This is a genomic window from Burkholderia sp. HI2714, assembly GCF_002223085.1.
In the GTDB taxonomy this organism is placed as follows: Bacteria; Pseudomonadota; Gammaproteobacteria; order Burkholderiales; family Burkholderiaceae; genus Burkholderia; species Burkholderia lata_D.
In genome coordinates this window covers 76305-98673 of sequence record NZ_NKFM01000020.1, presented here as the reverse complement: position 1 = coordinate 98673, position 22369 = coordinate 76305, and the positions used below count along the sequence as shown (strand labels likewise).

At 68.5% G+C, this 22369-nt stretch carries 19 protein-coding genes; 12 read left to right on the top strand and 7 right to left on the bottom strand.

The features are described 5' to 3' along the window. Nucleotides 1–11 precede the first annotated feature (11 nt). Complete coding sequence (locus CFB82_RS09885; RefSeq protein ID WP_089484028.1) at nt 12–896, bottom strand: MBL fold metallo-hydrolase; 885 nt, start codon at nt 894–896, stop codon at nt 12–14. A gap of 249 nt (nt 897–1145) precedes the next feature. Here CFB82_RS09885 and CFB82_RS09880 point away from each other — a divergent pair, with 249 nt between their 5' ends. From CFB82_RS09880 to CFB82_RS09860, 5 genes are all read left to right on the top strand, one after another. Next, complete coding sequence (locus CFB82_RS09880) at nt 1146–2528, top strand: sigma-54 interaction domain-containing protein (RefSeq protein WP_179255389.1); 1383 nt, start codon at nt 1146–1148, stop codon at nt 2526–2528. Between the two features lie 79 nt (nt 2529–2607). After that, a complete protein-coding gene (locus tag CFB82_RS09875; protein ID WP_089484026.1) occupies nt 2608–3132 on the top strand; it encodes a M949_RS01915 family surface polysaccharide biosynthesis protein in 525 nt (174 codons plus the stop codon). A gap of 155 nt (nt 3133–3287) precedes the next feature. After that, nucleotides 3288–3848 carry a DUF2975 domain-containing protein gene (locus CFB82_RS09870; RefSeq protein ID WP_069248050.1) on the top strand — a complete coding sequence of 187 codons (561 nt, stop codon included), beginning with the start codon at nt 3288–3290 and terminating at the stop codon, nt 3846–3848. Nucleotides 3849–3856: 8 nt separating this feature from the next. Next, a complete protein-coding gene (locus tag CFB82_RS09865; RefSeq protein WP_089484025.1) occupies nt 3857–4078 on the top strand; it encodes a helix-turn-helix domain-containing protein in 222 nt (73 codons plus the stop codon). Between the two features lie 67 nt (nt 4079–4145). After that, nucleotides 4146–4736, top strand: coding sequence for a hypothetical protein (locus CFB82_RS09860; RefSeq protein WP_306426974.1), 591 nt, complete (start codon nt 4146–4148; stop codon nt 4734–4736). A gap of 75 nt (nt 4737–4811) precedes the next feature. Here CFB82_RS09860 and CFB82_RS09855 read toward each other — a convergent pair whose 3' ends face one another. The 4 genes from CFB82_RS09855 to CFB82_RS09840 all read right to left on the bottom strand — a co-directional run bounded on the left by CFB82_RS09855 (nt 4812) and on the right by CFB82_RS09840 (nt 11779). Then, nucleotides 4812–5840, bottom strand: coding sequence for a MerR family transcriptional regulator (locus tag CFB82_RS09855; RefSeq protein WP_089484023.1), 1029 nt, complete (start codon nt 5838–5840; stop codon nt 4812–4814). A 118-nt stretch (nt 5841–5958) separates the two neighbouring features. Then, nucleotides 5959–7524, bottom strand: a complete 1566-nt coding sequence (locus CFB82_RS09850) for an efflux transporter outer membrane subunit (protein WP_089484022.1) — start codon at nt 7522–7524, stop codon at nt 5959–5961. Between the two features lie 2 nt (nt 7525–7526). Further along, entirely contained in the window at nt 7527–10673 is a 3147-nt protein-coding gene (locus CFB82_RS09845) for an efflux RND transporter permease subunit (protein ID WP_089484021.1), read from the bottom strand. Continuing rightward, complete coding sequence (locus CFB82_RS09840) at nt 10670–11779, bottom strand: efflux RND transporter periplasmic adaptor subunit (RefSeq protein WP_089484020.1); 1110 nt, start codon at nt 11777–11779, stop codon at nt 10670–10672. Before CFB82_RS09840 ends, CFB82_RS09845 begins: the two co-directional genes overlap by 4 nt. A 186-nt stretch (nt 11780–11965) precedes the next feature. Here CFB82_RS09840 and CFB82_RS09835 point away from each other — a divergent pair, with 186 nt between their 5' ends. After that, nucleotides 11966–12586: a TetR/AcrR family transcriptional regulator gene (locus CFB82_RS09835; protein WP_069248043.1), complete on the top strand. Its 621-nt coding sequence runs from the start codon at nt 11966–11968 to the stop codon at nt 12584–12586. Between the two features lie 58 nt (nt 12587–12644). On the opposite strand, the gene CFB82_RS09830 is transcribed toward CFB82_RS09835, so the two are convergent. Further along, complete coding sequence (locus CFB82_RS09830) at nt 12645–14378, bottom strand: ClcB-like voltage-gated chloride channel protein (RefSeq protein WP_218829064.1); 1734 nt, start codon at nt 14376–14378, stop codon at nt 12645–12647. A 103-nt stretch (nt 14379–14481) separates the two neighbouring features. Further along, complete coding sequence (locus CFB82_RS09820; RefSeq protein ID WP_089484019.1) at nt 14482–15549, bottom strand: YeiH family protein; 1068 nt, start codon at nt 15547–15549, stop codon at nt 14482–14484. A 112-nt stretch (nt 15550–15661) separates the two neighbouring features. Here CFB82_RS09820 and CFB82_RS09815 point away from each other — a divergent pair, with 112 nt between their 5' ends. From CFB82_RS09815 to CFB82_RS09790, 6 genes are all read left to right on the top strand, one after another. Next, a complete protein-coding gene (locus CFB82_RS09815; protein ID WP_089445715.1) occupies nt 15662–16555 on the top strand; it encodes a LysR family transcriptional regulator in 894 nt (297 codons plus the stop codon). 162 nt (nt 16556–16717) lie between these two features. Next, complete coding sequence (locus CFB82_RS09810) at nt 16718–17482, top strand: sugar phosphate isomerase/epimerase family protein (protein WP_089445714.1); 765 nt, start codon at nt 16718–16720, stop codon at nt 17480–17482. 28 nt (nt 17483–17510) lie between these two features. Then, nucleotides 17511–18503 carry a sugar kinase gene (locus CFB82_RS09805; protein ID WP_069248038.1) on the top strand — a complete coding sequence of 331 codons (993 nt, stop codon included), beginning with the start codon at nt 17511–17513 and terminating at the stop codon, nt 18501–18503. A gap of 114 nt (nt 18504–18617) precedes the next feature. Beyond that, nucleotides 18618–19898 (top strand): MFS transporter, encoded by a 1281-nt coding sequence (locus CFB82_RS09800; RefSeq protein WP_046545793.1) that lies wholly within the window; start codon nt 18618–18620, stop codon nt 19896–19898. 5 nt (nt 19899–19903) lie between these two features. Then, on the top strand, nt 19904–20869 hold the full coding sequence (locus CFB82_RS09795) for a 2-hydroxyacid dehydrogenase (protein ID WP_089484061.1): 966 nt from the start codon (nt 19904–19906) through the stop codon (nt 20867–20869). A 439-nt stretch (nt 20870–21308) separates the two neighbouring features. Beyond that, nucleotides 21309–22352: a LacI family DNA-binding transcriptional regulator gene (locus CFB82_RS09790; RefSeq protein ID WP_089484018.1), complete on the top strand. Its 1044-nt coding sequence runs from the start codon at nt 21309–21311 to the stop codon at nt 22350–22352. Nucleotides 22353–22369: the final 17 nt, after the last annotated feature.

The following is a 22369-nucleotide window of genomic DNA, read 5'->3' as shown; positions in this document are numbered from 1 at the left end:
GGGCGTGCGGCTCAGATCGCGTCGAGCGGGATCTTCAGGTAGCGCACGCCGTTGTCTTCGGGCTCGGGCAGGTGGCCGGCACGCATGTTGACCTGCACGGACGGCAGCATCAGTACGGGCATCGCGAGCGTGGCGTCGCGCGCGGTGCGCATCGCGACGAAATCGTCCTCGGTCACGCCGTCCCTCACGTGCACGTTCGCGCGGCGCTGCTCGGCCACGGTCGTCACGAACTGCACGTCGCGTCCGCCCGGCTGGTAGTCGTGGCACAGATACAGGTGCGTGTCGGGCGGTAGCGCGAGCACGCGCGCGATCGAGCGGTACAGCGTGCGTGCGTCGCCGCCCGGGAAATCGCAGCGCGCCGTGCCGTAGTCGGGCATGAACAGCGTGTCGCCGACGAATGCCGCGCGCTGCGTCGCGTCGTCGACGCAGTAGGTCATGCACGCTGGCGTGTGGCCCGGCGTATGCAGCGCGCGGATCGTCAGTGCGCCGAGCGCGAGCGTGTCGCCGTCGTCGAGCAGCCGGTCGAACTGGCGGCCGTCCTGCGCGAAGCCGGGGCCCGCGTTGAACAGCGTGCCGAACACGTGCTGCACGCGGCGCACGTGCGAACCGATCGCGATCCGGCCGCCGACGTGTTCCTTCAGGTACGGCGCGGCCGACAGGTGGTCGGCGTGCACATGGGTTTCCAGCAGCCAGTGCACGTCCGCGCCGAGTTCGGCGACGCGGGCGATCAGCCGGTCGGCGCTCGCGGTGTGTGTGCGGCCGGATTTCGGGTCGTAGTCGAGCACGCTGTCGATCAGCGCGCACGCGCGGCTCGCGGTGTCGAGCAGCAGATAGCTGACGGTGTGGGTCGCCGGGTCGAAAAAGCCTTCGACCGACAGCGTGGTGGCATGGCTCACGGGGTGTCCTCGATCGGGTTCTGCATCTGCAATCGGAATCGGTAACTCAAGAAGCGTGCCAGTCTGCACCAAGGCGTCGGTCGATCCGCCAGGGACTTGATTCGGCTCGGGTTTTCGGTGCGGCTACAGCGATGCGCGAGTGTCGTCGGCCGCCGTCTGCCACCGTTGACTGCCACAATTGGCAGTGTCGTGGCAGAATTGGCAGCCTGCCTGGCAGTTCGTCAGGCAGCGCCTTCACCGAGCATCCGCATGAATCCGCACGACACCATCCCGATCGTCCCCGCGCCGCGCCACGACGCCATGCCCGACGTGCGCGCGCTCGTCGCGTATCTCGAGCAGGATCCGCAGCCGATGATCGTCGTCGATCCCGACTACCGCATCCTCGCGGCGAACGATGCGTACCGGCGCCAGTTCGGCGTCGCGGGCGTCGAGCACGTGGGCCGGCACTGCTTCCAGGTCTCGCACCACTACGACGTGCCGTGCGACCAGGCGGGCGAGCATTGCCCGATGAAGCAGGCGCTCGAATCGCGCGGGCTGAACCGCGTGCTGCACATCCACCATACGCCGCGCGGCCCCGAGCATGTCGACGTCGAATTGCGGCCGATCTTCGATGCCGACGGCAACGTGATCGCCTATGTCGAGCGCCTGACGACAGTGCGCAGCGCATCCGCGCAGCCGAGCGCGGAAGGGCTCGTCGGCGGCGCCGACGCGTTCAACGCGGCGCTCGGCGCATTGCAGCGCGTCGCTCCGTCGATGCTGCCGGTGCTGCTGCTCGGCGAATCGGGCACCGGCAAGGAGCTGTTCGCCCGCGCGCTGCACGAGGCGAGCGATCGCGCGATGGGGCCGTTCGTCGTCGTCGATTGCTCGGGGATCGCCGAGACGCTGTTCGAGAGCGAACTGTTCGGTTACGAGAAGGGCGCGTTCACGGGCGCGAACCAGCGCAAGCCGGGCCTCGTCGAGACCGCGCAGGGCGGCACGCTGTTTCTCGACGAGATCGGCGACGTGCCGCTGCCGATGCAGGTGAAGCTGCTGCGGCTGATCGAATCGGGCACGTTCCGGCGCGTGGGCGGCGTCGAGGCGCTGCGCGCGGATTTCCGGCTGGTCGCGGCCACGCACAAGCCGCTGCGCGAGATGATCGACGACGGCCGGTTCCGGCAGGACCTCTACTACCGGATCAACGCGTTTCCGATTCCGTTGCCGGCGCTGCGCGACCGGCGCGGGGACGTCGCGCTGCTGGCCGAGTCGATCCTGCGGCGGATCGCGAACTCGCGCGCCAGCGCGGGCGATGCGGGCGCCCGGCCGTTCGTGCTGACCGAGCGCGCGCTCGCGTGTCTCGATGCGTACGCGTGGCCGGGCAATATCCGCGAGCTGCGCAACGTGCTCGAACGCGCGTGCCTGTTCGCGGACGACGGGACGATCCGGATCGAGCATCTGCCGGCCGAGTTGGTTGTCGCATCGGCGGTGCCGCAGGAGGGGGCTGCCGATGCGCGCGGCGTGTCGGACGCGGAGCTCGTGCGCATCGCGCGCAGTTTCGACGGCACGCGCAAGGCGCTCGCCGAGCGGGTCGGGATGAGCGAGCGGACGTTGTACCGGCGGATGAAGGCGCTGGGGCTCGGCACGCGCGAGGGCTGAGCGCGCATGCTGCGCGCGGCTGGCGGCGAAAAGCGGCTTTGCCGATAATGGCGCGTTCGATGTCCTTGTCCCGTTTCCGATGAAAAGACATGTCCTTTCGCATGGCCTGGTGCTTGCCGTCGCAGCGCTGGCCGACCCGGCGCACGCCGCAGACTATACGTGGACCGACGCGGCCGGCGCGCACGCGGTGACGCTCGCCAGAACCACGTCCGGCGACGACGTCGAGCTCAAGGTCGCCGCGACGCTCGACGGCCGGCCCGACTGGACCGTGCGCGACTACGTGAAGGAATGCCCGGTCGACGTGATTCTCGACTTCGTCCCTGCGTCGATCGAAATGCGCGACCTGCTCGGCAACGGCCGCAAGCAGTTCCTGTTCGCGTACAAGATCGGTTGCCGCGGCGATGTGAGCGCCGATCAGGTCAAGTATTTCCTGATCGACGCGGGCACGAAATACGTGCTGCGCGGCGAGGAAACCGTGACGGTCAACGGCAAGTTCGTCGATGGCGGCGCGGCGCCTGTGCCGAACGCGGACCTGAAGGCGCAGCCCGCGTTTCTGCGTTACATGACGAAGCGCTGGCGCGGGATCAGTGTGCGCAACGACTAGGCGGATGCGCGGCCGTCGCGTGCGGTACGGGCATGGCGATGCGGGTTGAGCCTGCTGCACAATAAAAAATCACAACAAGACGACAATTAATTATCGTTTTACGATAATTTTCGACGTACAATCGACGCTCGTTCATTTGTCGTCGAGGGCCCCTCATGCATTCCGATCGCATCGCCCGTATCAGCCAGCAGATGGCCACCGTCACGCTGGGGTTCATCGTCGGCATGATGGTGCTCAACGCTGCGTGCTGGCTGTTTCCGTCGCTGAACGGGGCATCGGGTCCCGGTTTCGTATTCGGCATCTCCAATACGGTGTTGACCGACCTGCGCGTCGATGTCGCCGCGTTCCCGTGGTGGCAGAAGGCGGTGGGCATCCTGTTGTCGAGCGTGCCGCTCATCGCGCTGGCAAACGGCCTTCGTCATCTGCGCGCGCTGTTCCGTACGTACGCACGCCGCGACTATTTCTCGGTGCGAGCCGCCGGCCATCTCGGCAAGACGGGGCGTGCGATCGGCCTGTGGGTGCTGCTGAGCGTCGTATGCGAGCCGTTGCTCACTGTCTGGGCGACGATGCTCGAACCGGTCGGCCAGCGCATGGTCAGCATCAGTTTCGGTCTGCCGTACGTCGTTGCGCTGTTCACCGCGGCCTGTATCGCGATCATCGCGCACATTCTCCGGCAGGCGAGCGAGCTCGACGCCGAGCATCGTCAGTTCGTCTGAGGCGCGCGATGACGATCGTAGTCAAGCTCGACGTGATGCTCGCGATGCGCAAGGTCCGCTCGAAGGATCTGGCGGCAGCCGTCGGCATCACCGAACAGAACCTGTCGCTGCTCAAGCAAGGGAAGGTCAAGGGCATTCGTTTCGCGACGCTCGATGCGATCTGCCGCTATCTCGACTGCCAGCCGGGCGACCTGCTCGCGTTCAGCGATGACGGCGGCGCGCCCGACTGACTCGGCGCGAACGCGGTGTATCGATGCGCTCGGGCGGCGGCCGCGTATCGTCGCGCTGGCCGTCGCGGTGTCCGTATCGATTCATGTGCTCGGATGGTTCGTGCTGCAACGGGCATTGACGGCGGCCGGCCCGACAACCCGCGAGCGGCCGCGGGTCGCACTGCACGTCGAGTTGATTCCCGCGCGACCGTCGCCGGTGGCGATGGCACGCGAGAACGGGCGAGCCGGTCCCGCTGGCCGGCGCAGCGTCGCGCAATCGGCGAGACGTTCCGGTGCGGTTGCGAATGCGCGTACGACGGCGCGTGCCTCATCGGATGCATCGGACGGGCCACGCGAGACGACTGCAGGCGCGAGCGCGGACCGGCGCGGCGATCAACCGGCAGCCGCCGCACGTGCCGACCTCGACTGGCGTCGCGATCTCGATACGATCGGCGCGCCGCAACGCACGGTGCGCAGCCCGGCGCAGGCGGCGGTCGGTGCGTTGGGCGCGTCGTCGGGCGGCACATTGCCACGTCGCCGTACCGTCGAGACAAAGCTGGCCGACGGCATGTCGGGCGCGCATCGCGCCGATTGCCGGAACACTTATGCGGGCGCGGGCCTTCTCGCACTGCCGATGCTCGCGCTGGATGCGGTTCGCGATACCGGTTGTCAATGGTGAAACGGGCGGCACGCGGAAAACCCGCCTGCCGCCCGCACGGTCATGCGCTCAACGCGCTCAACGCGCTCAACGGGTTCATCGCGCCGGCGCCAGCTGCGCCATCGCCTCCCGCACGAAGCCGATCAGCGTGTCGTCGATCCACGAATCCTTCGTCAGCGACGGCTCGTTCATCATCGCCTGGCGAAATTTCGCATGCGTGGCCGGATCGTTGCCGGCATAGCTGGAGAACAGCGTGAGCCAGCGCTGCGCGAGCGCACGGCCTTCCGGTGAATCCGGCCTGGCGCCCGCCTCGATCGCGTCGCGCACGTCGCCCATCAGTTGCGGCCATGCCATCGCGCCTTCACCGTAGTGCGCCCGCATGAAGCGGATCTCGTCCGGCGTGAGGTACTTCTCGAAGATCCGCATCTTGGTTTCCGCCGACGCGCGCAGCACATAGTCGCGCAGCGCGGTCGAAATGCCGATCTTCGACTGCATCGCCGGTTCGTGTTCGTGCATCAGGTTCAGCTTCGCCAGCAGCCGCGGATCGTTGTTCGTGTCGCGCACGAGCAGCGCCATCCAGCGGCTGGCGAGCGCACGGGTGCGTTCGTCCTCGGCGGGCACGCCCGCGTCGTGCAGCGCACGCACCTCGTCGACGAGTGCGATCCATTCGGCGTCGCCCGCCTGGCTCTTCTGGTACATCGGCAGGCGCGCGAGTTCTTCCTCGGAAAAATATTTGTCGTACACGGTCATCAACTCCAGTGTGGTGAGCCAATCGGCCAGCTCCGGCTCCGTACCCGCGGCGAGCTGCGCATGCAGGTTCACGAGCCGCTCGCGCAGCTGCGCGGTCTGCGCAAGCTGACGGTCGAGCAGCGCGATCTGCTTCGCGACGATCTCGACGAGCGGGGTGTCGGGCTGGTTCAGGTGATCGCCGATTTCGGCGAGCGACAGGCCGAAGCGACGCAGCGCCTGGATCTGGTGGAGCCGGGCGATGTCGTGGCGGTCGTACAGTCGGTAGCCGTTGTCGGCGCGCGCCGAAGGCGTCAGCAGACCGATCGCGTGATAGTGATGAAGCGTGCGGACGGTCAGCCCGCTGCGTTTCGCCAGTTCTCCCACTTTCAGTCGCATTCGTTCCTCCATTCGGGTCGCACACTGGAGTCTCGAACGTTACGCTACGTGAGGGTCAAGCGGAAGATCGGAAATCGGGTGCGCGGCGGGATTCCGCGCACCCGATGGCAGGGCCGGCCTATTGCGGCGAAGGCGGGGTGTCGGCGCCGGCGGCGCGCGCTTGCTGGCCGGTGGCGGACGCGTCGGCCGCCTTGTCGGTCTTGCCGGACTGGCCGGGCTGGTCGACCGGCGGCGTGCCCATCGCCTGGTAAAGCCGCGCGGTATCCGCGAACCGCGCGCCGGTCGCACGGATCTCGTCGAGCCGTGCGTTGCGATACTGCAGCTCGCTGGCGCGCGCGGCCGACGGCGGCAGCGCGCCGAGCCGCACGCGGGCTGCCGCGTCGTCGTACGCACCGCGCGCGGACAACGCGGCGTGGGACGACGCATCGAGCGCCTCCGCATCGTGCTCGAGCGCGGCGAGCGAATCGGCGACGTTCTGGAATGCGCCGAGCACGGCCTGCTTGTATTGGTCGACGGCGGCCTCGTAGGTCGCCTTCGCCGCGCGGCGCTGCGCGAGCAGCGCGCCGCCGTGGAAGATCGGCTGGCTCAGCGACGCGCCGATGTTCCAGATCGAGCCGGCGCCCGACAGCATCGTCGGCCAGCTGAAGCCGCCTTTCCCCATCGCCGCCGACAGCGACAGCTGCGGGAACATCTGCGCAGTCGCGAGGCCCACTTCGGCCGCGGCCGCCTTCAGCCCCGCGTCGGCCGCCTGGATGTCCGGGCGGCTTTGCAGCAGGTCCGACGGCACGACGACGGGCACCTGTTCGGGCAGGTGCAGGTCGGCGAGTGTGAGATCGGCCGGCGGCCGGTCGGGCGTGCGGCCGACCAGCACCGCGAGCGCATGGCGCGCCGAGTCGCGCTGCTGGCGCAGCGCGGGCAGGCTCGCCGCGAACGTGTCGGCGCTTTGCCGCGCGTTCAGCGCGTCGCTGCGCGAGGCCGATCCGAGCGCGTAACGGCGTTCGGCATCGTGCGCCTGGTCGTTGGCGAGCGCGACCAGCCGCTCGGTCGTGTTGATCTGCGCATTCAGCACCGACACCGTGATCGACGCGGTGACGATGTTCGCGGCCAGCGCGCGCCGTGCGGATTCGAGCTGGAACGCGCTGACGTCGACGCGGCGGGCCAGCGCGCGGTTCGCGAAACGCGACGCGCCGAACAGGTCGATCGTGTAGCTCGCCTGCAGCTGCCCGACGAACGTGTCGTACAGCAGCGTCGGCGCGCCGAGCGCGGGAATCGGCACGCCGAGCGCACGCTGGCGCGTGGCCTGGCCGCCCGCGTCGATCGACGGCAGCATCGAGCTGCCGATCTGCCCGCGCAACTGTTCGCGCGCGGCATCGAGCGAGTGGGATGCCGCGCTCAACGTCGGGCTGTTGCGCAGCCCTTCGTCGACGAGCGCGTTCAGTGCGTCGGAGCGGTACTGTTTCCACCAGTCGGGCACCGGTTTTGCCCCGACTTCGAACTGCTGCGTGACGCCTTGCGCGGACACGGTCTGCTGGGCTTGCGGCGTGGCGCCATAGTGCGCGGGCGACGGCATCGCGGGCGGCTCGCCGCTCGGCGCGAACCAGGCGCAGCCCGCGAGCGGGCCGGCGAGGCTCGCCACCGCGAGTGCCCGCACGGCTTGAGTTTTCAGGTTCATCGATCGATCCATGGTCAGACTCCCGACGGCGCGGCAGGGGTGCCGCCAGGCGGCGGGCCGTCCTGCGGGTCGCGTTCGTCGCGCTTCACGCGGAACCACGTCGCATACAGCGCGGGCAGGTAGAACAGCGTCAGCACGGTCGCGCTCGTGATGCCGCCCATCAGCGCGGTCGCCATCGGCCCGAAGAAGTTCGAGCGCAGCAGCGGGATCAGCGCGAGCACGGCGGCCGCGGCCGTCAGCGTGATCGGGCGGAACCGCCGCACGGTCGCGCCGATGATCGCGTCGATACGGCGGTGGCCGACCGCGATGTCCTGCTCGATCTGGTCGACGAGGATCACCGAGTTGCGCATGATGATCCCGAACATCGCGATCACGCCGAGCATCGCGACGAAGCCGAACGGCTGGCCGAACAGCAGCAGCGTGGCGACCACGCCGATCAGCCCGAGCGGCGCGGTCAGCACGACCATCAGCACGCGCGAGAAGCTCTGCAGCTGGATCATCAGCAGCGTGAACACGGCGATCGCCATCAGCGGCATCTGCGCATTGATCGACTTCTGCGCCTTCGCGCTTTCCTCGACCGAGCCGCCGATGTTGATCTGATAGCCGACCGGCAGTTGCGCGCGCAACGTGTTCAGCTTCGCGTCGACCGCATGGGTGACGTCGATGCCCTGCGCGCCGGCGCGCACGTCCGACTGCACGGTGATGGTCGGCTGGCGGTCGCGCTCCCACACGACGCCGTATTCGAGCGTCGGCTTGAAGCGGCCGAGCGAGCCGAGCGGCACGGGGCCGTTCGGGGTCGGCAGCGCGAGGCCGGCGAGCTTCCCCGGGTCGACACGATCGGCCCGCGGCGCACGCAGGTCGACCGCGATCAGCTTGTCGCGCTCGCGGTACTGCGTGACGGTCGTGCCGGACAGCGTCATCGCGAGGAAGCTCGACACGTCCTGCGACGTGACGTTCAGCTCGCGCGCCTTCTTCTGGTCGATCTCGAAGCGCACCGAGCGCTCGGCCGGCTCGTCCCAGTCGAACTGCACGTTGACGGTGCGCGCATCGCCGCGCATCGTCGCCGCGACCTTCTCCGCGATCGAGCGCACCGTCGCGATGCTGTCGCCGCTCACGCGGAACTGCACCGGATAGCCGACCGGCGGGCCGTTCTCGAGCCGCGACAGCCGCGAGCGCACGGCCGGGAACTGCTCGCGCAACGTGGTTTCGAGCCAGGTCGCGAGCTTCTCGCGGTCCTTCACCGATTTCGCGGTGATCACGAACTGCGCGAAGTTCGGCAGCTGAAGCCGCTGGTCGAGCGGCAGGTAGAAGCGCGGCGCGCCGCTGCCGACGAAGTTCACCGAATGATCGATCTCGGGGCGCTTGTCGATCACCTTCTCGAGTCGTTCGGTCTCGCGCAGCGTCGCCGCGAACGACGCGCCTTCGGGCAGCCGCAGGTCGACCAGCAGCTCGGGGCGATCGGAGCTCGGGAAAAACTGCTGCGGCACGAGCGTGAAGCCCATCAGCGCGACCACGAAGAGCGCGCCCGTGATCAGCAGCACGACGAAGCGCCGCTCGATGCACCAGTCGATCCAGCCGCGCAGCCGCCGGTAGAAGCGCGTGTCGTAGATGTCGTGCTCGTGGTCGTCGGGCAGGTGCGCTTCATGCGCTTGCCGCTTGCGCTCGGGCAGCAGGTGGAAGCCGAGCAGCGGGATCAGCACGACCGCCGCGAACCACGACGCGATCAGTGCGATCGCAGACACCTCGAAGATCGAGCGCGTGTATTCGCCGGTGCTCGATTTCGCGAGCGCGATCGGCAGGAAGCCCGACACGGTGACGAGCGTGCCCGTCAGCATCGGGAACGCGGTGCTCGTATAGGCGAACGCGGCGGCGCGTGCACGGGTATAGCCCTGTTCGAGCTTTACGGCCATCATCTCGACCGCGATGATCGCGTCGTCGACGAGCAGCCCGAGCGCGAGCACGAGCGTGCCGAGCGATACCTTGTGCAGCCCGATGTCGAACAGGTACATGAAGAGGGCGGTGACCGCGAGCACGACGGGAATCGAGATCACGACCACCATCCCGGTGCGCAGGCCGAGCGACACGAGGCTCACGACCAGCACGATCGCGACGGCTTCCGCGACGGCTTCGAGGAAGTCGTCGACCGAATGCGCGACCGCGTGCGGCATGCTCGATACCAGCGTCAGCTTGAGGCCGGCCGGCAGTTGCGCCTGCAGGTCCTTCGATTCGGCGTCGAGCGCCTCGCCGAGCCGGATCACGTCGCCGCCCGGCTGCATCGTGACGCCGATGCCGAGCACCGCACGGCCGCCCGCGCGCATCTGCGTGACGGCCGGATCGTCGTAGCCGCGCTTCACCGTCGCGAGATCGCCGAGCCGGAACGTGCGGCCGTTGATGCGGATCAGCGTGTCGGCGATCGCGTCGACGTTGTCGAACTGGCCGCTCGGCCGCACGAACACGCGATCGTCGGCGGTCGTCAGCGTGCCGGCCGACGAGATGTCGTTCTGCGCGTTGATCGCCTGCCCGAGCTGCTGCGGCGAGATGCCGAGGCGCGTGAGCTGCGCGTTGTTGACCTCGATGAAGATCCGCTGGCCGGGGTCGCCGAAATAGTCGACCTTGCCGACACCCGGCACGCGCAGCAGCACGGTGCGCAGCTGGTCGGCGTAATCGTGGAGCTGTGCGGGCGTGAAGCCGTCGCCTTCGAGCGTCCAGATGTTGGTGTAGACGTCGCCGAATTCGTCGTTGAAGAACGGGCCCTGCACGCCGGGCGGCAGCGTATAGCCGATGTCGCCGACCTTCTTGCGGATCTGGTACCAGGTTTCAGGCACGTCCTTCACGGGTGCCGAATCCTTCATCGTGAAGAAGATCAGCGATTCGCCGGGGCGCGAGTAGCTGCGCAGGAAGTCGATGGCCGGCGTTTCCTGCAGCTTGCGGCCGATCCGGTCGGTGACCTGTTCCTGCACCTGCCGCGCGGTCGCGCCGGGCCAGAACGTGCGGATCACCATCACGCGGAACGTGAACGGGGGGTCTTCGGATTGCGCGAGGCGGGTGTAGGCCAGAATGCCCGCGAGCGTCGCGAGCGCGATCAGGTAGACGACCAGCGCCTGGTGGCGCAGCGCCCACGCCGACAGGTTGAAGCGACCTTCTTCGTAGGAAACGCTCACGATGCGAAGTCCTCCGGATGCAGCGGCGCGATCGCGCGGACCTTCTCGCCCGCGCTGACCGTGTGCACGCCCTGCAGCACGACGCGTTCACCGGGCTGCAGCCCGTGCGACACCGTCACCGTGCGCTCGTTGAAGCGCGCGACGTCGACGCGGCGCAGCTCGAGCGTGTCGTCCTTCGAGCGCACGACCCACACGGCCGGTTGCTGGCCGTCGTGGAACAACGCGGTCGCGGGCAGCGTGATCGAGGGCGCGCCCACGGCGGCCGGTGCGCCGTCGAACGCGACGCTGGCCGTCATCCCGAGCCGGATCGCCGGATCGGGCGCGGCGAGCGTGAGCTTCACGCGATACGTGCGGCTTTGCGGATCGGCGGCCGGTGCGATTTCGCGGACCTTCGCGGCGAACGGGCGGCCCGGCAGCGACGGCAGCGTGACGGTGGCCGCGTGGCCCGGCGTGAGCGATGCAAGCGCGGCCTCGGGCACGTCGCTGACGACGTCGACGTCGCCGGACCACGCGAGCTGGTAGACGGCCTGGCCGGCCGACACGTTCTGGCCGGTGTCGGCCTGTTCGGCGGTGATATAGCCCGCATGATCGGCGACGAGCGTCGCGTAGCGGAGCTGGTTCTTCGCGAGCGCGAGCTGTTGCTGCGCCTGGTCGCGCTGCGCGAGCGCCGACGTGTAGCTGTTCTCGGTCTGCTCGAGCTGCGCGGTCGCGATCAGGTTCTCGCGCGCCTGCGCGCGATCGCGGTCGAGCTGCTGCTTCGCGAACGCGAGGCTGTGCGTCGCGGCATCGAGTTGCGCCTGCGCGCTCGCGGCGTTCTTCTCGACGTCGGACGGATCGAGCAGCGCGACGACCTGGCCGACCTTGACCGTATCGCCGAGGCGCACCTTGCGCTCGATGATCTTGCCGGCGATGCGGAACGACAGCGGGGTGGCGTAGCGCGGCTGGATCTCGCCGGGGAGCGTGCGGGCGACGGCAGCGTCGTCGGCATGGGCGGGCAGCGCAACGACGGGGCGCGGGGCAGGCGGCGCGGATTCTTTCGGATGACAGGCGGCGAGGACGAGCGCGGCGCCGACCAGCAGCGCGACGCGGGAACCGGAGCGATTCACGAAACCCCCAGATGAGGTGAGAGCGAGAGCGGAACGAAGCCGGCAAGCGCGGCGGGCGCTTGCCCCGAGCGGCGCCGGCACGGGCGTGCGGACACCTTCTTTCAGAAACTGTGGCGAATTCTAATACACACCTGTATCTGAATGCAAAGATGAATCCGAAAGGTAAAGGGTGCTAGACTGCGCGCCATGAAACCACAGCGCTTAACTCGCGAGCAGAGCAGGGACCAGACGCGCGAACGTCTGCTGATTGCCGCGCACCGTATTTTTCTGAAGAAAGGTTTTGTCGCCGCGAGCGTCGAGGACATCGCGGCGGCGGCCGGCTATACGCGCGGCGCGTTCTACTCGAATTTCCGCAGCAAGTCCGACCTGCTGCTGGAATTGCTGGAGCGCAATCACGCGGAGGTGCAGGCCGATTTCCAGGCGATCTTCGACGGGGGCGGGACGCGCGAGCAGATGGAGTCGATGTCGCTCGCGTATTACCGGACGCTGTTTCAGGACGACGAATATTCGCTGCTGTGGGGCGAGGCGAAGCTGCAGGCCGCGCGCGACGCGAAATTCCGCGTGCGTTTCAACCAGTTCCTGCATGGCAAGCGCCTGCAGATGGCCGAGTTCATCCGGCGTTTCTCCGAGCGCGCGGGCACGCCGCTGCTGCTGCCGGCGGAGACGCTGGCGTTCGGGCTGATGTGCCTGTGCGATGGCGTGCAGTCGTACTACACGGCCGATCCGCAGCATGTTTCGGCTGAGGTGGCCGAGTCGGTGCTGGCCGGGTTCTTCGCGCGCGTCGTGCTCGGGCGCGCGCCGGACTGAGCGGGCTCCGGCCTCGGGCCGCGCTCGGGCGGTGGGTGGCGGGCGGCGAGTTGCCCGGTCAGCGCTCGCCAGTCATCCGCCGGTACGCATCGAGCAGCGACGTCTTGTAGACGACCCCGGCGAGGGTCGGCTCCGCTTCGCTTTCGATTACCGGCAGGCGTTCGCCCTGGAACGCCATGAAGCGTTCGAGCGCGGTGGCGAGCGGCATGTCGGGCGTGAGCAGCGGAAACGGCGTGTGCGCATAGTGCGCGGCCGTCTTGTCGGCCGTGTCGCGCTTGTCGAGCAGGTCCGACGTGATGTCCTTCAGCGCGACCGCGCCGCGAAAGCGCCCGGCGTCGTCGGTCACGTACAGATACTTCACCGGATATTCGAGGAACACGCGCGTCATGTCGGCGACGCTCGCGGTGAGCGGCACGACCGTCTGCGCGGGCTGGATCAGTTCGCGCATCTGCGTGGTGCGGATCCGGCTGCGTTCCTCGGCATCCTGGTGGTGATGCAGCGTGATCTCGTACATCGACGTCGTGCCGGTCGCGCGCGCGACGAAGTACGCGAATACGCACGACACCAGCAGCGGCAGCACGACCTGGTAGCTGAGCGTCATCTCGAAGATCATCAGGATCGCCATCAGCGGCGCCTGCGTGGCGCCCGTCAGGAACGCGCCCATCCCGACGATCGCGTACGCGAAGTACGCCGACGTATGGCCGGGCCACACGGCTTGCATCGCGAGCCCGAACAGCGAGCCGAACACCGCGCCGACGAACAGCGTCGGCGTGAACACCCCGCCGATCGCGCCGGAGCCGACGGTGGCGGAGGTCGCGATCACCTTGAACACGAGCACCGCGACGAGTGCCTGCCAGGTCCACGGCGAATGGAGGATGAGGTTCACCACGCTGTAGCCGTTGCCCCACACGTCCGGCACCCAGACCGAGATCACGCCGACGACGAGGCCGCCGAGCGCGAGCCGCACGGGCAGCGGCACGGGCAGCCGCTTGAACTGGTTCTTCGATGCATCGAGCAGGTGCAGGAACTGCGGCGCGAGCACGCCGCACAGCGCGCCGAGCACGACGAACAGCAGCACTTCGGGGCCGGTGACGGCCGGAAACACCGGCATCTCGTACGGCGGCCGGTAGCCGACAAATTCGCGCATCACGATGTTCGCGACGACCGACGAGACGATCATCGGCCCGAGACTTTCCATCGCGATGCCGCCGAGCACGATCTCCGACACGAAGAAGGCGCCGGCGATCGGCGCGTTGTACGCGGACGTGATGCCGGCGGCCGCCCCGCAGGCGACCAGCAGGCGCAGGCGCGGCGGGTCGAAGTGCACGAAGCGGCCGACGAGCGACGCGGCGAGCGCCGCGAGCTGCACCATCGGGCCTTCGCGGCCGATCGAGCCGCCGCTGCCGATCGTCAGCAGCGACGACACGCTGCGCCACAGGCTCTGGCGGACCGGCACGATGCCGTTGCCGAGCGCGACCGATTCCATGTAGTCGGTCTTGGCGGCCTGCTTGGCGCCGCGGGTCGCGAGCAGCAGCACGCAGCCGGCGAGGAAGCCGCCCGCGGCCGGCATCCAGAACCGCACGTACCACGGCAGGCGCTTGGCCATCTGCACGAAGCTGCCGCTTTGCCCGGAGATCAGGTGCTGCATCAGGTCGATGCCTTCGCGGAACGCCATCGTGGCAAAGGCGCCGCCGACGCCGACGATGGCCGACCAGATCAGCATCGTATGGGCGTCCGACAGGCGGAACAGCGTTTGGGCGCGAGTGCGCAGCTTCAGCAGGAACGAGAGCACGGCTGAAAGAGGGCGATGGAAAACGACGCGAAGCATAGCACTGCGCCGCGCCCGCGGGACCTTCCCGTCGGGCGCGGCGCGCGAAGTGTCACGGGCGGGCAACTCAGCCAAGCCAGTGCTGCACGGCCCAGGTGATCCCGTAGCCGCCGGCGATCAGCCACACGTACAGGATCAGGCCGGTCATCAGCGCCCGGGGGCCGGCTGCGCGGATCTGCGCGACGCGGGTTTCGATGCCGAGTGCGGTCATGGCCATCGTCAGCGCGAAGGTGTCGAGCACGTTCAGCGTGTGGGTGACGTCGGTGGGCAGCACGTTCAGCGAATTGACGATCACGAAGCCGAGGAAACCGAGTACGAACCAGGGCACGGCCACCTTCCGCTTGCCGTGCGCGCCGGCGGCGGTGGCGCGGGCCGAGCGGGCCAGCCACCAGCCGAGCGCCAGCAGCACCGGCACCAGCAGCATCACGCGGGTCATCTTGACGATCGTCGCGATGTGCGCGACCTGCGGGCTGATGTCGCTCGCCGCGCCGACCACCTGCGCGACCTCGTGGATCGTGCCGCCGAAGAACAGGCCGAGGCCGGCCGGATCGAGGTTCAGCAGCCCGGCGTGATACGCGATCGGGTACAGGAACATCGACAGCGTGCCGAACAGCACGACGCTGCCCACGGCCATCGCGCTCTGGTGCGGCTTCGACTGCAGCGTCGATTCGAATGCGAGCACGGCGGCCGCGCCGCAGATCGCACTGCCGGCGGCGGTCAGCAGGGCGGAATCGCGGTCGAGCTTCATGATCTTCATGCCGGCCCAGGTGCCGATCACGAGCGTGCTGACGACGACCAGTACCGACACCGTCAGGCCCGGCAGCCCGACCTGCGCGATTTCCTGCAGGCTCACGCGCAACCCGAAGAACGCGACCGCGATGCGCAGCAGCTTGCGCGCAGAGAAATTGACGCCGGCTGCCCAACTGGCCGGCATGCCGTCGCGCAGCGCGTTGCCGTACAAGGCGCCTGCGACGATGCCGACGATCAGCGGCGACAGGCCGAGCCCCGCGATCGCGGGAAGCTGGGACAGGCTCGTGACGGCCGCGGCGAACAGCGCGACGAACAGCACGCCGTTCAACTGGCCGCGCATCGACGGCGCGGCGGGGCTGAGATGGGGACTCGGAGCAGTGGACATGGAAGCACCGTGATGGAGCGTGTTGCGATGCTGTAATCCTAATTTCGTTATATCGATATGAAAAATTGTGATTTGTGACGTAAGCTATCGGGAAAGCCGATAATTTATCCCCATGACCCCGGATCAACTGATAACGTTCGCCGCCGTCGCCGAGCACCTGAACATCAGCCACGCCGCCGTGGCGCTGCATCTGTCGCAGCCGGCCGTGTCGGGCCAGTTGCGGCTGCTGCAGGACGAATTCGGCGAGCCGCTGTACCAGCGCGAAGGCCGCGGCATCCGCCTGACCCCGGTCGGTGAACAGCTCGCGCAGTACGCAAAGGCGCAGCGCGACACGTTTGCGCAGGCGCGTGCGTTTCGTGACGCGGTACGCGGGCTCGAGGCCGGTACGCTGCGCATCGGCGCGAGCACGACGCCCGCGAGTTACCTGTTGCCGTACCTGATCGCAGCGTTCCAGCCGCGCGCGCCGCGCGTGGCGATCCAGACGATGAGCGGCAACACGGCCGACGTGGTCGCCGCGCTGCCGTCGCTCGATATCGCGATGATCGAAGGGCCGCCCGGCGAGGCACTGCCGCCGGGTACCGCGGTGCACGCGTGGCGCGAGGACGAGATCGTGGCGATCGTGCCGACTGGCCATCCGCTGGCCGCTCCGGAATATGCGTCGGGGGTCACGCTCGACGCGCTGGCCGCCCATCCGCTCGTGCTGCGCGAGGCGGGCTCCGCGGTGCGGCAACTCGTCGAGCGCGCGTTCGCGCAAGGCGCGGCGCCGATGCGCGTCGCGTTCGAGATCGCGGGCGTCGAGGCGGTGAAGGAAGCCGTGCGGGCCGGGATGGGCGTCGGGTTCGTCTCGGCGATGTCGTTGCGTCACGACGATGCCGCGCTCGTCCTGCGCTCGCTCGCGCCCAAGCCGCTCACCCGTCACTTCTCCATCCTCGTGCCGCACGGCAGTGCGCCGTCGCGGGTCGCCGCCCAGTTCCTCGAAATGAGCCTCGCGCACGACCTCGCCTGAGCGGCCGAACCGGGCTCGGGAACGCGCGATGCGCGCCGTCGCGCGCGCGCGTTTGCGTCATGCCCCGTCTTAGGGATTTCCTCTATGGCGTGGGTCTGACGCGAAGCGCACCATCCGTCTCAAGCAAATGGAACCGGTTCCATTCCGGTGAAAAAGGGCAACATGACAGACATCGTGATCGTGGCGAGCGCATTCGGGATGGACCGCGTGCGTCAGGAGGGCCACAGCGCATTCATCGCGACCGCGGCGGCGTCCGGTGCGACCGGCTTCGAGGTGCGGCGCGAACTGTTCGCGTCGGAAGAGGCGGCCGCGCCTGGCGCGCTGGCCGTGCTCGGCGCGCAACTGGCCAGCCATGGTCTGTGGTCGGTCTTCTCGACGCCGGCCAACCTGTACACGGAAACGGGCGCGCTCGATGCGGACGCATTGCGCAGCGCGCTCGCCGAAGCCGACGCGCTCGGCGCGCGCTTCGTGAAATTCCAGCTCGGCGGCTTCGCCGGCGACGCGCACGCGGCCGACATCGTCGCGCTGTCGCGCGGCGCGCGGGCCCGCGTGGTGGTCGAGAACGGCCAGCTTCCGGTCGGCGGCGCGCTCGCGCAGTTCCGCGGGCTGTTCGACGCACTGGCCGCGGCCGGCGTGCCCGATGCGCTCGGGATGACCTTCGACATCGGCAACTGGCAGTGGCCGGGCGAAGCGCCGCTTGATTGCGCGCAAGTGCTCGCGCCGCATGTGGAATACATTCACTGCAAGGCGGTCGCGGGCGAGGGCGCGCGCCGTTTCGCCACCGCGCCGGCCCCGAACGATCCGCTCGTGACCGGCGTGCTCGCGGTGCTGCCGCAGCACGCGCCGCGCGGCATCGAGTTCCCGTTCGACGCGGCCGACCTGGCGGGCGATGCATGCCGGCGCGTTGCATGGCTCGCCACCGCGTGACGGTGGAAGGATCCTGGAGAGTTCATTCATGAAAGCAGCACTCGATGTCGTGACCTACGGCGAAGCGATGGCGATGTTCGTCGCGACCGAGCCCGGCCATCTCGCGCACGCGACGCAATTCACGAAGCGGGTCGCGGGCGCCGACCTGAACGTCGCGATCGGCTTGTCGCGGCTCGGCTTCCGGGTCGGCTGGATGAGCCGCGTCGGCCGCGACTCGTTCGGCGGCTACGTGCTCGACACGCTGGCGCGCGAAGGCATCGACGCGTCGTGCGTGACCGTCGATCCGCGTTACCCGACCGGCTTCCAGCTGAAGTCGCGCAACGACGACGGCAGCGACCCGACCGTCGAATATTTCCGCAAGGGCTCGGCCGCGAGCCACCTGTCGTGCGACGACTACGTGGCCGACTACGTGCTCGGCGCGCGCCACCTGCACCTGACGGGCGTCGCGCCGGCGATCTCCGCGACGTCGTGCGAGCTCGCGTTCAGGCTCGCGCGCGAAATGCGCGCAGCCGGCAAGACGATCTCGTTCGACCCGAACCTGCGCCCGACGCTGTGGCCGTCCGCCGACGTGATGGCGAAGACGCTGAACGCGCTCGCGTCGCTCGCGGACTGGGTGCTGCCGGGCATCGCCGAAGGGCGGCAGCTGACCGGGCACGACACGCCGGCCGACATCGCCGGCTTCTATCTTGCACAGGGCGCGCGCGGTGTCGTGATCAAGCTTGGTGCGGAAGGCGCGTACTACCGGACGGCCGACGGCCGTGACGGAACGGTGACGGGCGAGCGCGTGCAGAACGTCGTCGACACGGTCGGCGCCGGCGACGGCTTCGCGGTCGGCGTGGTCAGCGCGTTGCTGGAGGGCAAGACGATCGAGCAGGCGGTGGCGCGCGGCAACCGGATCGGTGCGCTCGCGATCCAGGTGATCGGCGACTCGGAAGGGCTGCCGACCCGCGCCGCGCTCGATCGATTCGAAAACGTCAGCAATCGCGCCGATCGCTTAGAGGAAACCTTCACCGCGCAATGAGAGGCCGGACACGGCACAATCCGCGGACTCAATTCGTCGTGCATGCGCACGGCAAGGTACGGGACCAGAGTAAGCGCTAAAGCGCTAACTCTGGTCGACACAGGAGACATTCTGATGGCCAACACACTCGCTGCCCGCCGCTGGTGGACGATCATGCCGATCGTCTTCATCACGTACAGCCTCGCCTACCTCGACCGCGCGAACTACGGGTTCGCGGCCGCGGCCGGCATCAACCAGGACCTCGGGATCAGCAAGGGCCTGTCGTCGCTGATCGGCGCGCTGTTCTTCCTCGGCTACTTCTTCTTCCAGATTCCCGGCGCGATCTATGCGGAACGCCGCAGCGTGAAGAAGCTCGTGTTCGTCAGCCTCATCCTGTGGGGCGCCTGCGCGGCGCTCACGGGCGTGGTCAGCAACATCCCGTCGCTGATGGCGATCCGCTTCGTGCTCGGCGTCGTCGAGGCGGCCGTGATGCCGGCGATGCTGATCTACATCAGCAACTGGTTTACGAAGAACGAACGCTCGCGCGCGAACACGTTCCTGATCCTCGGCAACCCGGTCACCGTGCTGTGGATGTCGATCGTGTCGGGCTACCTCGTGCACGAATTCGGCTGGCGCCACATGTTCATCGCCGAAGGCGTGCCGGCCGTCCTCTGGGCCGTGTGCTGGTGGTTCCTCGTGCAGGACAAGCCGGCCGATTCGCCGTGGCTCAACGCGCAGGAAAAGCGTGACCTCGACGCCGCGCTCGCGGCCGAGCAGGCAGCGATCAAGCCCGTGCGCAACTACGGCGAAGCGTTCCGCTCGCCGGCCGTGATCAAGCTGTGCGCACAGTATTTCTGCTGGAGCATCGGCGTGTACGGCTTCGTGCTGTGGCTGCCGTCGATCGTCAAGAACGGCTCCGACCTCGGGATGGTCGCGACCGGCTGGCTGTCCGCGCTGCCGTATCTCGCCGCGACGATCGCGATGATCGCCGCATCGTGGGCGTCCGACAAGGTCGGCTCCCGCCGCGGTTTCGTGTGGCCGTTCCTGCTGATCGGCGCGGCTGCGTTTGCCGCATCGTACGCACTCGGCTCGTCGCACTTCTGGATCTCGTATGCGCTGCTGGTCGTGGCAGGCGCCGCGATGTACGCGCCGTACGGCCCGTTCTTCGCGATCGTGCCGGAACTGCTGCCGAAGAACGTCGCCGGCGGCGCGATGGCGCTGATCAACAGCATGGGCGCGCTCGGTTCGTTCGTGGGCTCGTACTTCGTCGGCTACCTGAACGGGGCGACCGGCTCGCCCGTCGCGTCGTATGCGTTCATGAGCGCCGCGCTCGTCGCCGCGGTGATCCTCACGCTGTCCGTCAAACCCCAGGCGCGCGATACGCATCCGCTCGCGACGCCGCTGCAAGGAAAATGAATCAGATGAAGCCCCGTATAGTCGCGTACAAGCCGCTGCCCGATGACGTCCTCGCGTACCTGCGCGAGCATGCGGACGTCGTGCAGGCCGACGGCGCCGCAGCCCTCGCCGATGCGCTCGGCGACGCGGACGGCGCGATCGGCGCGAGCCTGAAGGTCACGCCGCAGATGCTCGACCGCGCACCGCGGCTGAAGGCGTGGTCGACGATCTCGGTCGGCTACGACAACTTCGACGTCGCGGATCTCACGCGGCGCGGGATCGTGCTCGCGCATACGCCGGACGTGCTGACCGAGTCGACCGCCGATACGGTGTTTTCGCTGATCCTCGCGTCCGCGCGACGCGTGGTCGAGCTGGCCGAGTGGGTGAAGGGCGGCAACTGGCATCACAGCATCGGCCCCGACCTGTACGGTACCGACGTGCAGGGCAAGACGCTCGGCATCGTCGGGCTCGGGCGGATCGGCGGCGCGGTCGCGCGCCGCGCGGCGCTCGGTTTCCGGATGCAGGTGCTGTACGCGAACCGCTCCGCGCACGCGGAAGCCGAGACGCAGTACGGCGCGCGGCGCGTCACGCTCGACGAACTGCTCGCGCAGTCGGATTTCGTGTGCCTGCAGGTGCCGCTTTCGCCGGAAACGCACCACCTGATCGGTGCGGCCGAATTCGCGAAGATGAAGCGCGGTGCGATCCTGATCAACGCATCGCGCGGGCCGGTAGTCGACGAAGCCGCGCTGATCGACGCGCTGCGTGCGGGCACGATCCGTGGCGCGGGGCTCGACGTGTTCGAGAAGGAACCGCTGGCGGCGGATTCGCCGCTGCTGCAGATGAAGAACGTCGTCGCGCTGCCGCATATCGGCTCGGCGACGCACGAGACGCGCCATGCGATGGCGCGCTGTGCCGCGGAAAACCTGGTCGGCGCGCTGGCCGGCACGCTGCGCACGAATCTCGTCAATCCGGATGCGCTCGCGCACGCGTGAGCCGCGGCGGGTCGCGGGTCGGCCACCGGCCGATGTCCGTCCGGCGGGGGGCCGGCTTCGTTAGAGTCGATGATCTTGGTGCCGGCGGGCTGGCTGCGTTATGATCGCCCGCGCGTCGCATCGACGGCCCGGCAACGTTGCCGGCGGCGTCCCGCGACGGGTATCCGCGCCAGGTCCGGTGCGGCCGACTGCTGTTGCAGGTGACCGGGGCGGGTGCCACGCGCCGGCGCTGAAGGGCAGACGCTGATCGACCGCGAAGCATGGGACCAGCGTAAGCGCTGAAGGGCTAACGCTGATCGACCGCGAAGCATGGGGTCAGCGTAAGCGCTAAAGCGCTAACGCTGACCGACAGGAGATTCCACCGGGTGGCTTACGTTTCCAACAACAAAGGTCCGTCTGCTCACGAAGCGGCGCGGATCCTACGTCGCGAGGCACGACAGTGACCGATTCGCAACCAACCACGACGCGTCCGGCGACGATCAGCGATGTCGCGCGCGAGGCCGGCACGGGCAAGACCAGTGTGTCGCGCTACCTCAACGGCGAGACGCACGTGCTGTCCACCGATCTGCGCCAGCGGATCGAAGCGGCCATCGCGCGGCTCAACTACCGGCCGAACCAGATGGCGCGCGGGCTCAAGCGCGGCCGCAACCGCTTGCTCGGCATGCTCGCGGCCGACCTGACCAATCCCTATACCGTCGAAGTACTGCAGGGCGTCGAGGCCGCGTGCCACGCACTCGGCTACATGCCGCTGATCTGTCACGCGGCGAACGAAGTCGAGATGGAGCGCCGCTTCCTGCAGCTGCTCACGACCTACCGTGTCGAAGGGTTGATCGTCAACGCGCTCGGCGCCGATGAGGACGTGCTGCGCCCGCTGCGCGGCGCCGGCATCCCGGCCGTGCTCGTCGACCGCACGGTCGAAGGCTTCGAGGCCGACCTGATCGGCCTCGACAACGCCGACGCGATCGAAACGGCACTCGCGCACCTGGTCGAACACGGTTTCGACGCAATCCATTTCGTCGTGCAGCCGTTCGAGCGCGTCAGCTCGCGGCGACTGCGCGAGGCCGCGTTCCGCACGGCACTGGCGGCGCGCGGGCTGACGGTGCCGTCGACGGTCGTGCTCGACCTGAACGCGCCCGACGCGGTCACGGCGGCGCTCGCCGATATCGATGCCCGCATCGACGACGCGGCACGGCGCGGCGTGCGCGCGGCGCTGTTCGCCGCGAACGCGCCGGTCGCACTCGCGATCGCGCGCCACCTGCGCGCGCGTTTCGGCTCCGCCTGGCAGCAGAGGGCGGCGCTGCTGTCGATCGACGATCCGGAATGGGCCGAGCTGATCGGGATCACGACGATCCGCCAGCCGACCTACGAAATCGGCTACAAGGCCGTCGAATTCGTGCACGAGCGGATCGACGGCGCGGCGGGCGACGTACGCGTCTCGCTGTTGCCGGGCGAGCTGGTTGCGCGCGCGTCGACCGCAAGCTGAGTATCATTCGGGGCACG

Coding starts and splice junctions, on each gene's coding strand:
- CFB82_RS09875 (WP_089484026.1), top strand. CDS start 2,608: ATGAAAAGACATGTCCTTTCGCATGGCCTGGTGCTTGCCGTCGCAGCG.
- CFB82_RS09795 (WP_089484061.1), top strand. CDS start 19,904: ATGAAGCCCCGTATAGTCGCGTACAAGCCGCTGCCCGATGACGTCCTC.
- CFB82_RS09855 (WP_089484023.1), bottom strand. CDS start 5,840: ATGCGACTGAAAGTGGGAGAACTGGCGAAACGCAGCGGGCTGACCGTC.
- CFB82_RS09810 (WP_089445714.1), top strand. CDS start 16,718: ATGACAGACATCGTGATCGTGGCGAGCGCATTCGGGATGGACCGCGTG.
- CFB82_RS09865 (WP_089484025.1), top strand. CDS start 3,857: ATGACGATCGTAGTCAAGCTCGACGTGATGCTCGCGATGCGCAAGGTC.
- CFB82_RS09820 (WP_089484019.1), bottom strand. CDS start 15,549: ATGTCCACTGCTCCGAGTCCCCATCTCAGCCCCGCCGCGCCGTCGATG.
- CFB82_RS09880 (WP_179255389.1), top strand. CDS start 1,146: ATGAATCCGCACGACACCATCCCGATCGTCCCCGCGCCGCGCCACGAC.
- CFB82_RS09805 (WP_069248038.1), top strand. CDS start 17,511: ATGAAAGCAGCACTCGATGTCGTGACCTACGGCGAAGCGATGGCGATG.
- CFB82_RS09835 (WP_069248043.1), top strand. CDS start 11,966: ATGAAACCACAGCGCTTAACTCGCGAGCAGAGCAGGGACCAGACGCGC.
- CFB82_RS09800 (WP_046545793.1), top strand. CDS start 18,618: ATGGCCAACACACTCGCTGCCCGCCGCTGGTGGACGATCATGCCGATC.
- CFB82_RS09815 (WP_089445715.1), top strand. CDS start 15,662: ATGACCCCGGATCAACTGATAACGTTCGCCGCCGTCGCCGAGCACCTG.
- CFB82_RS09870 (WP_069248050.1), top strand. CDS start 3,288: ATGCATTCCGATCGCATCGCCCGTATCAGCCAGCAGATGGCCACCGTC.
- CFB82_RS09850 (WP_089484022.1), bottom strand. CDS start 7,524: ATGGATCGATCGATGAACCTGAAAACTCAAGCCGTGCGGGCACTCGCG.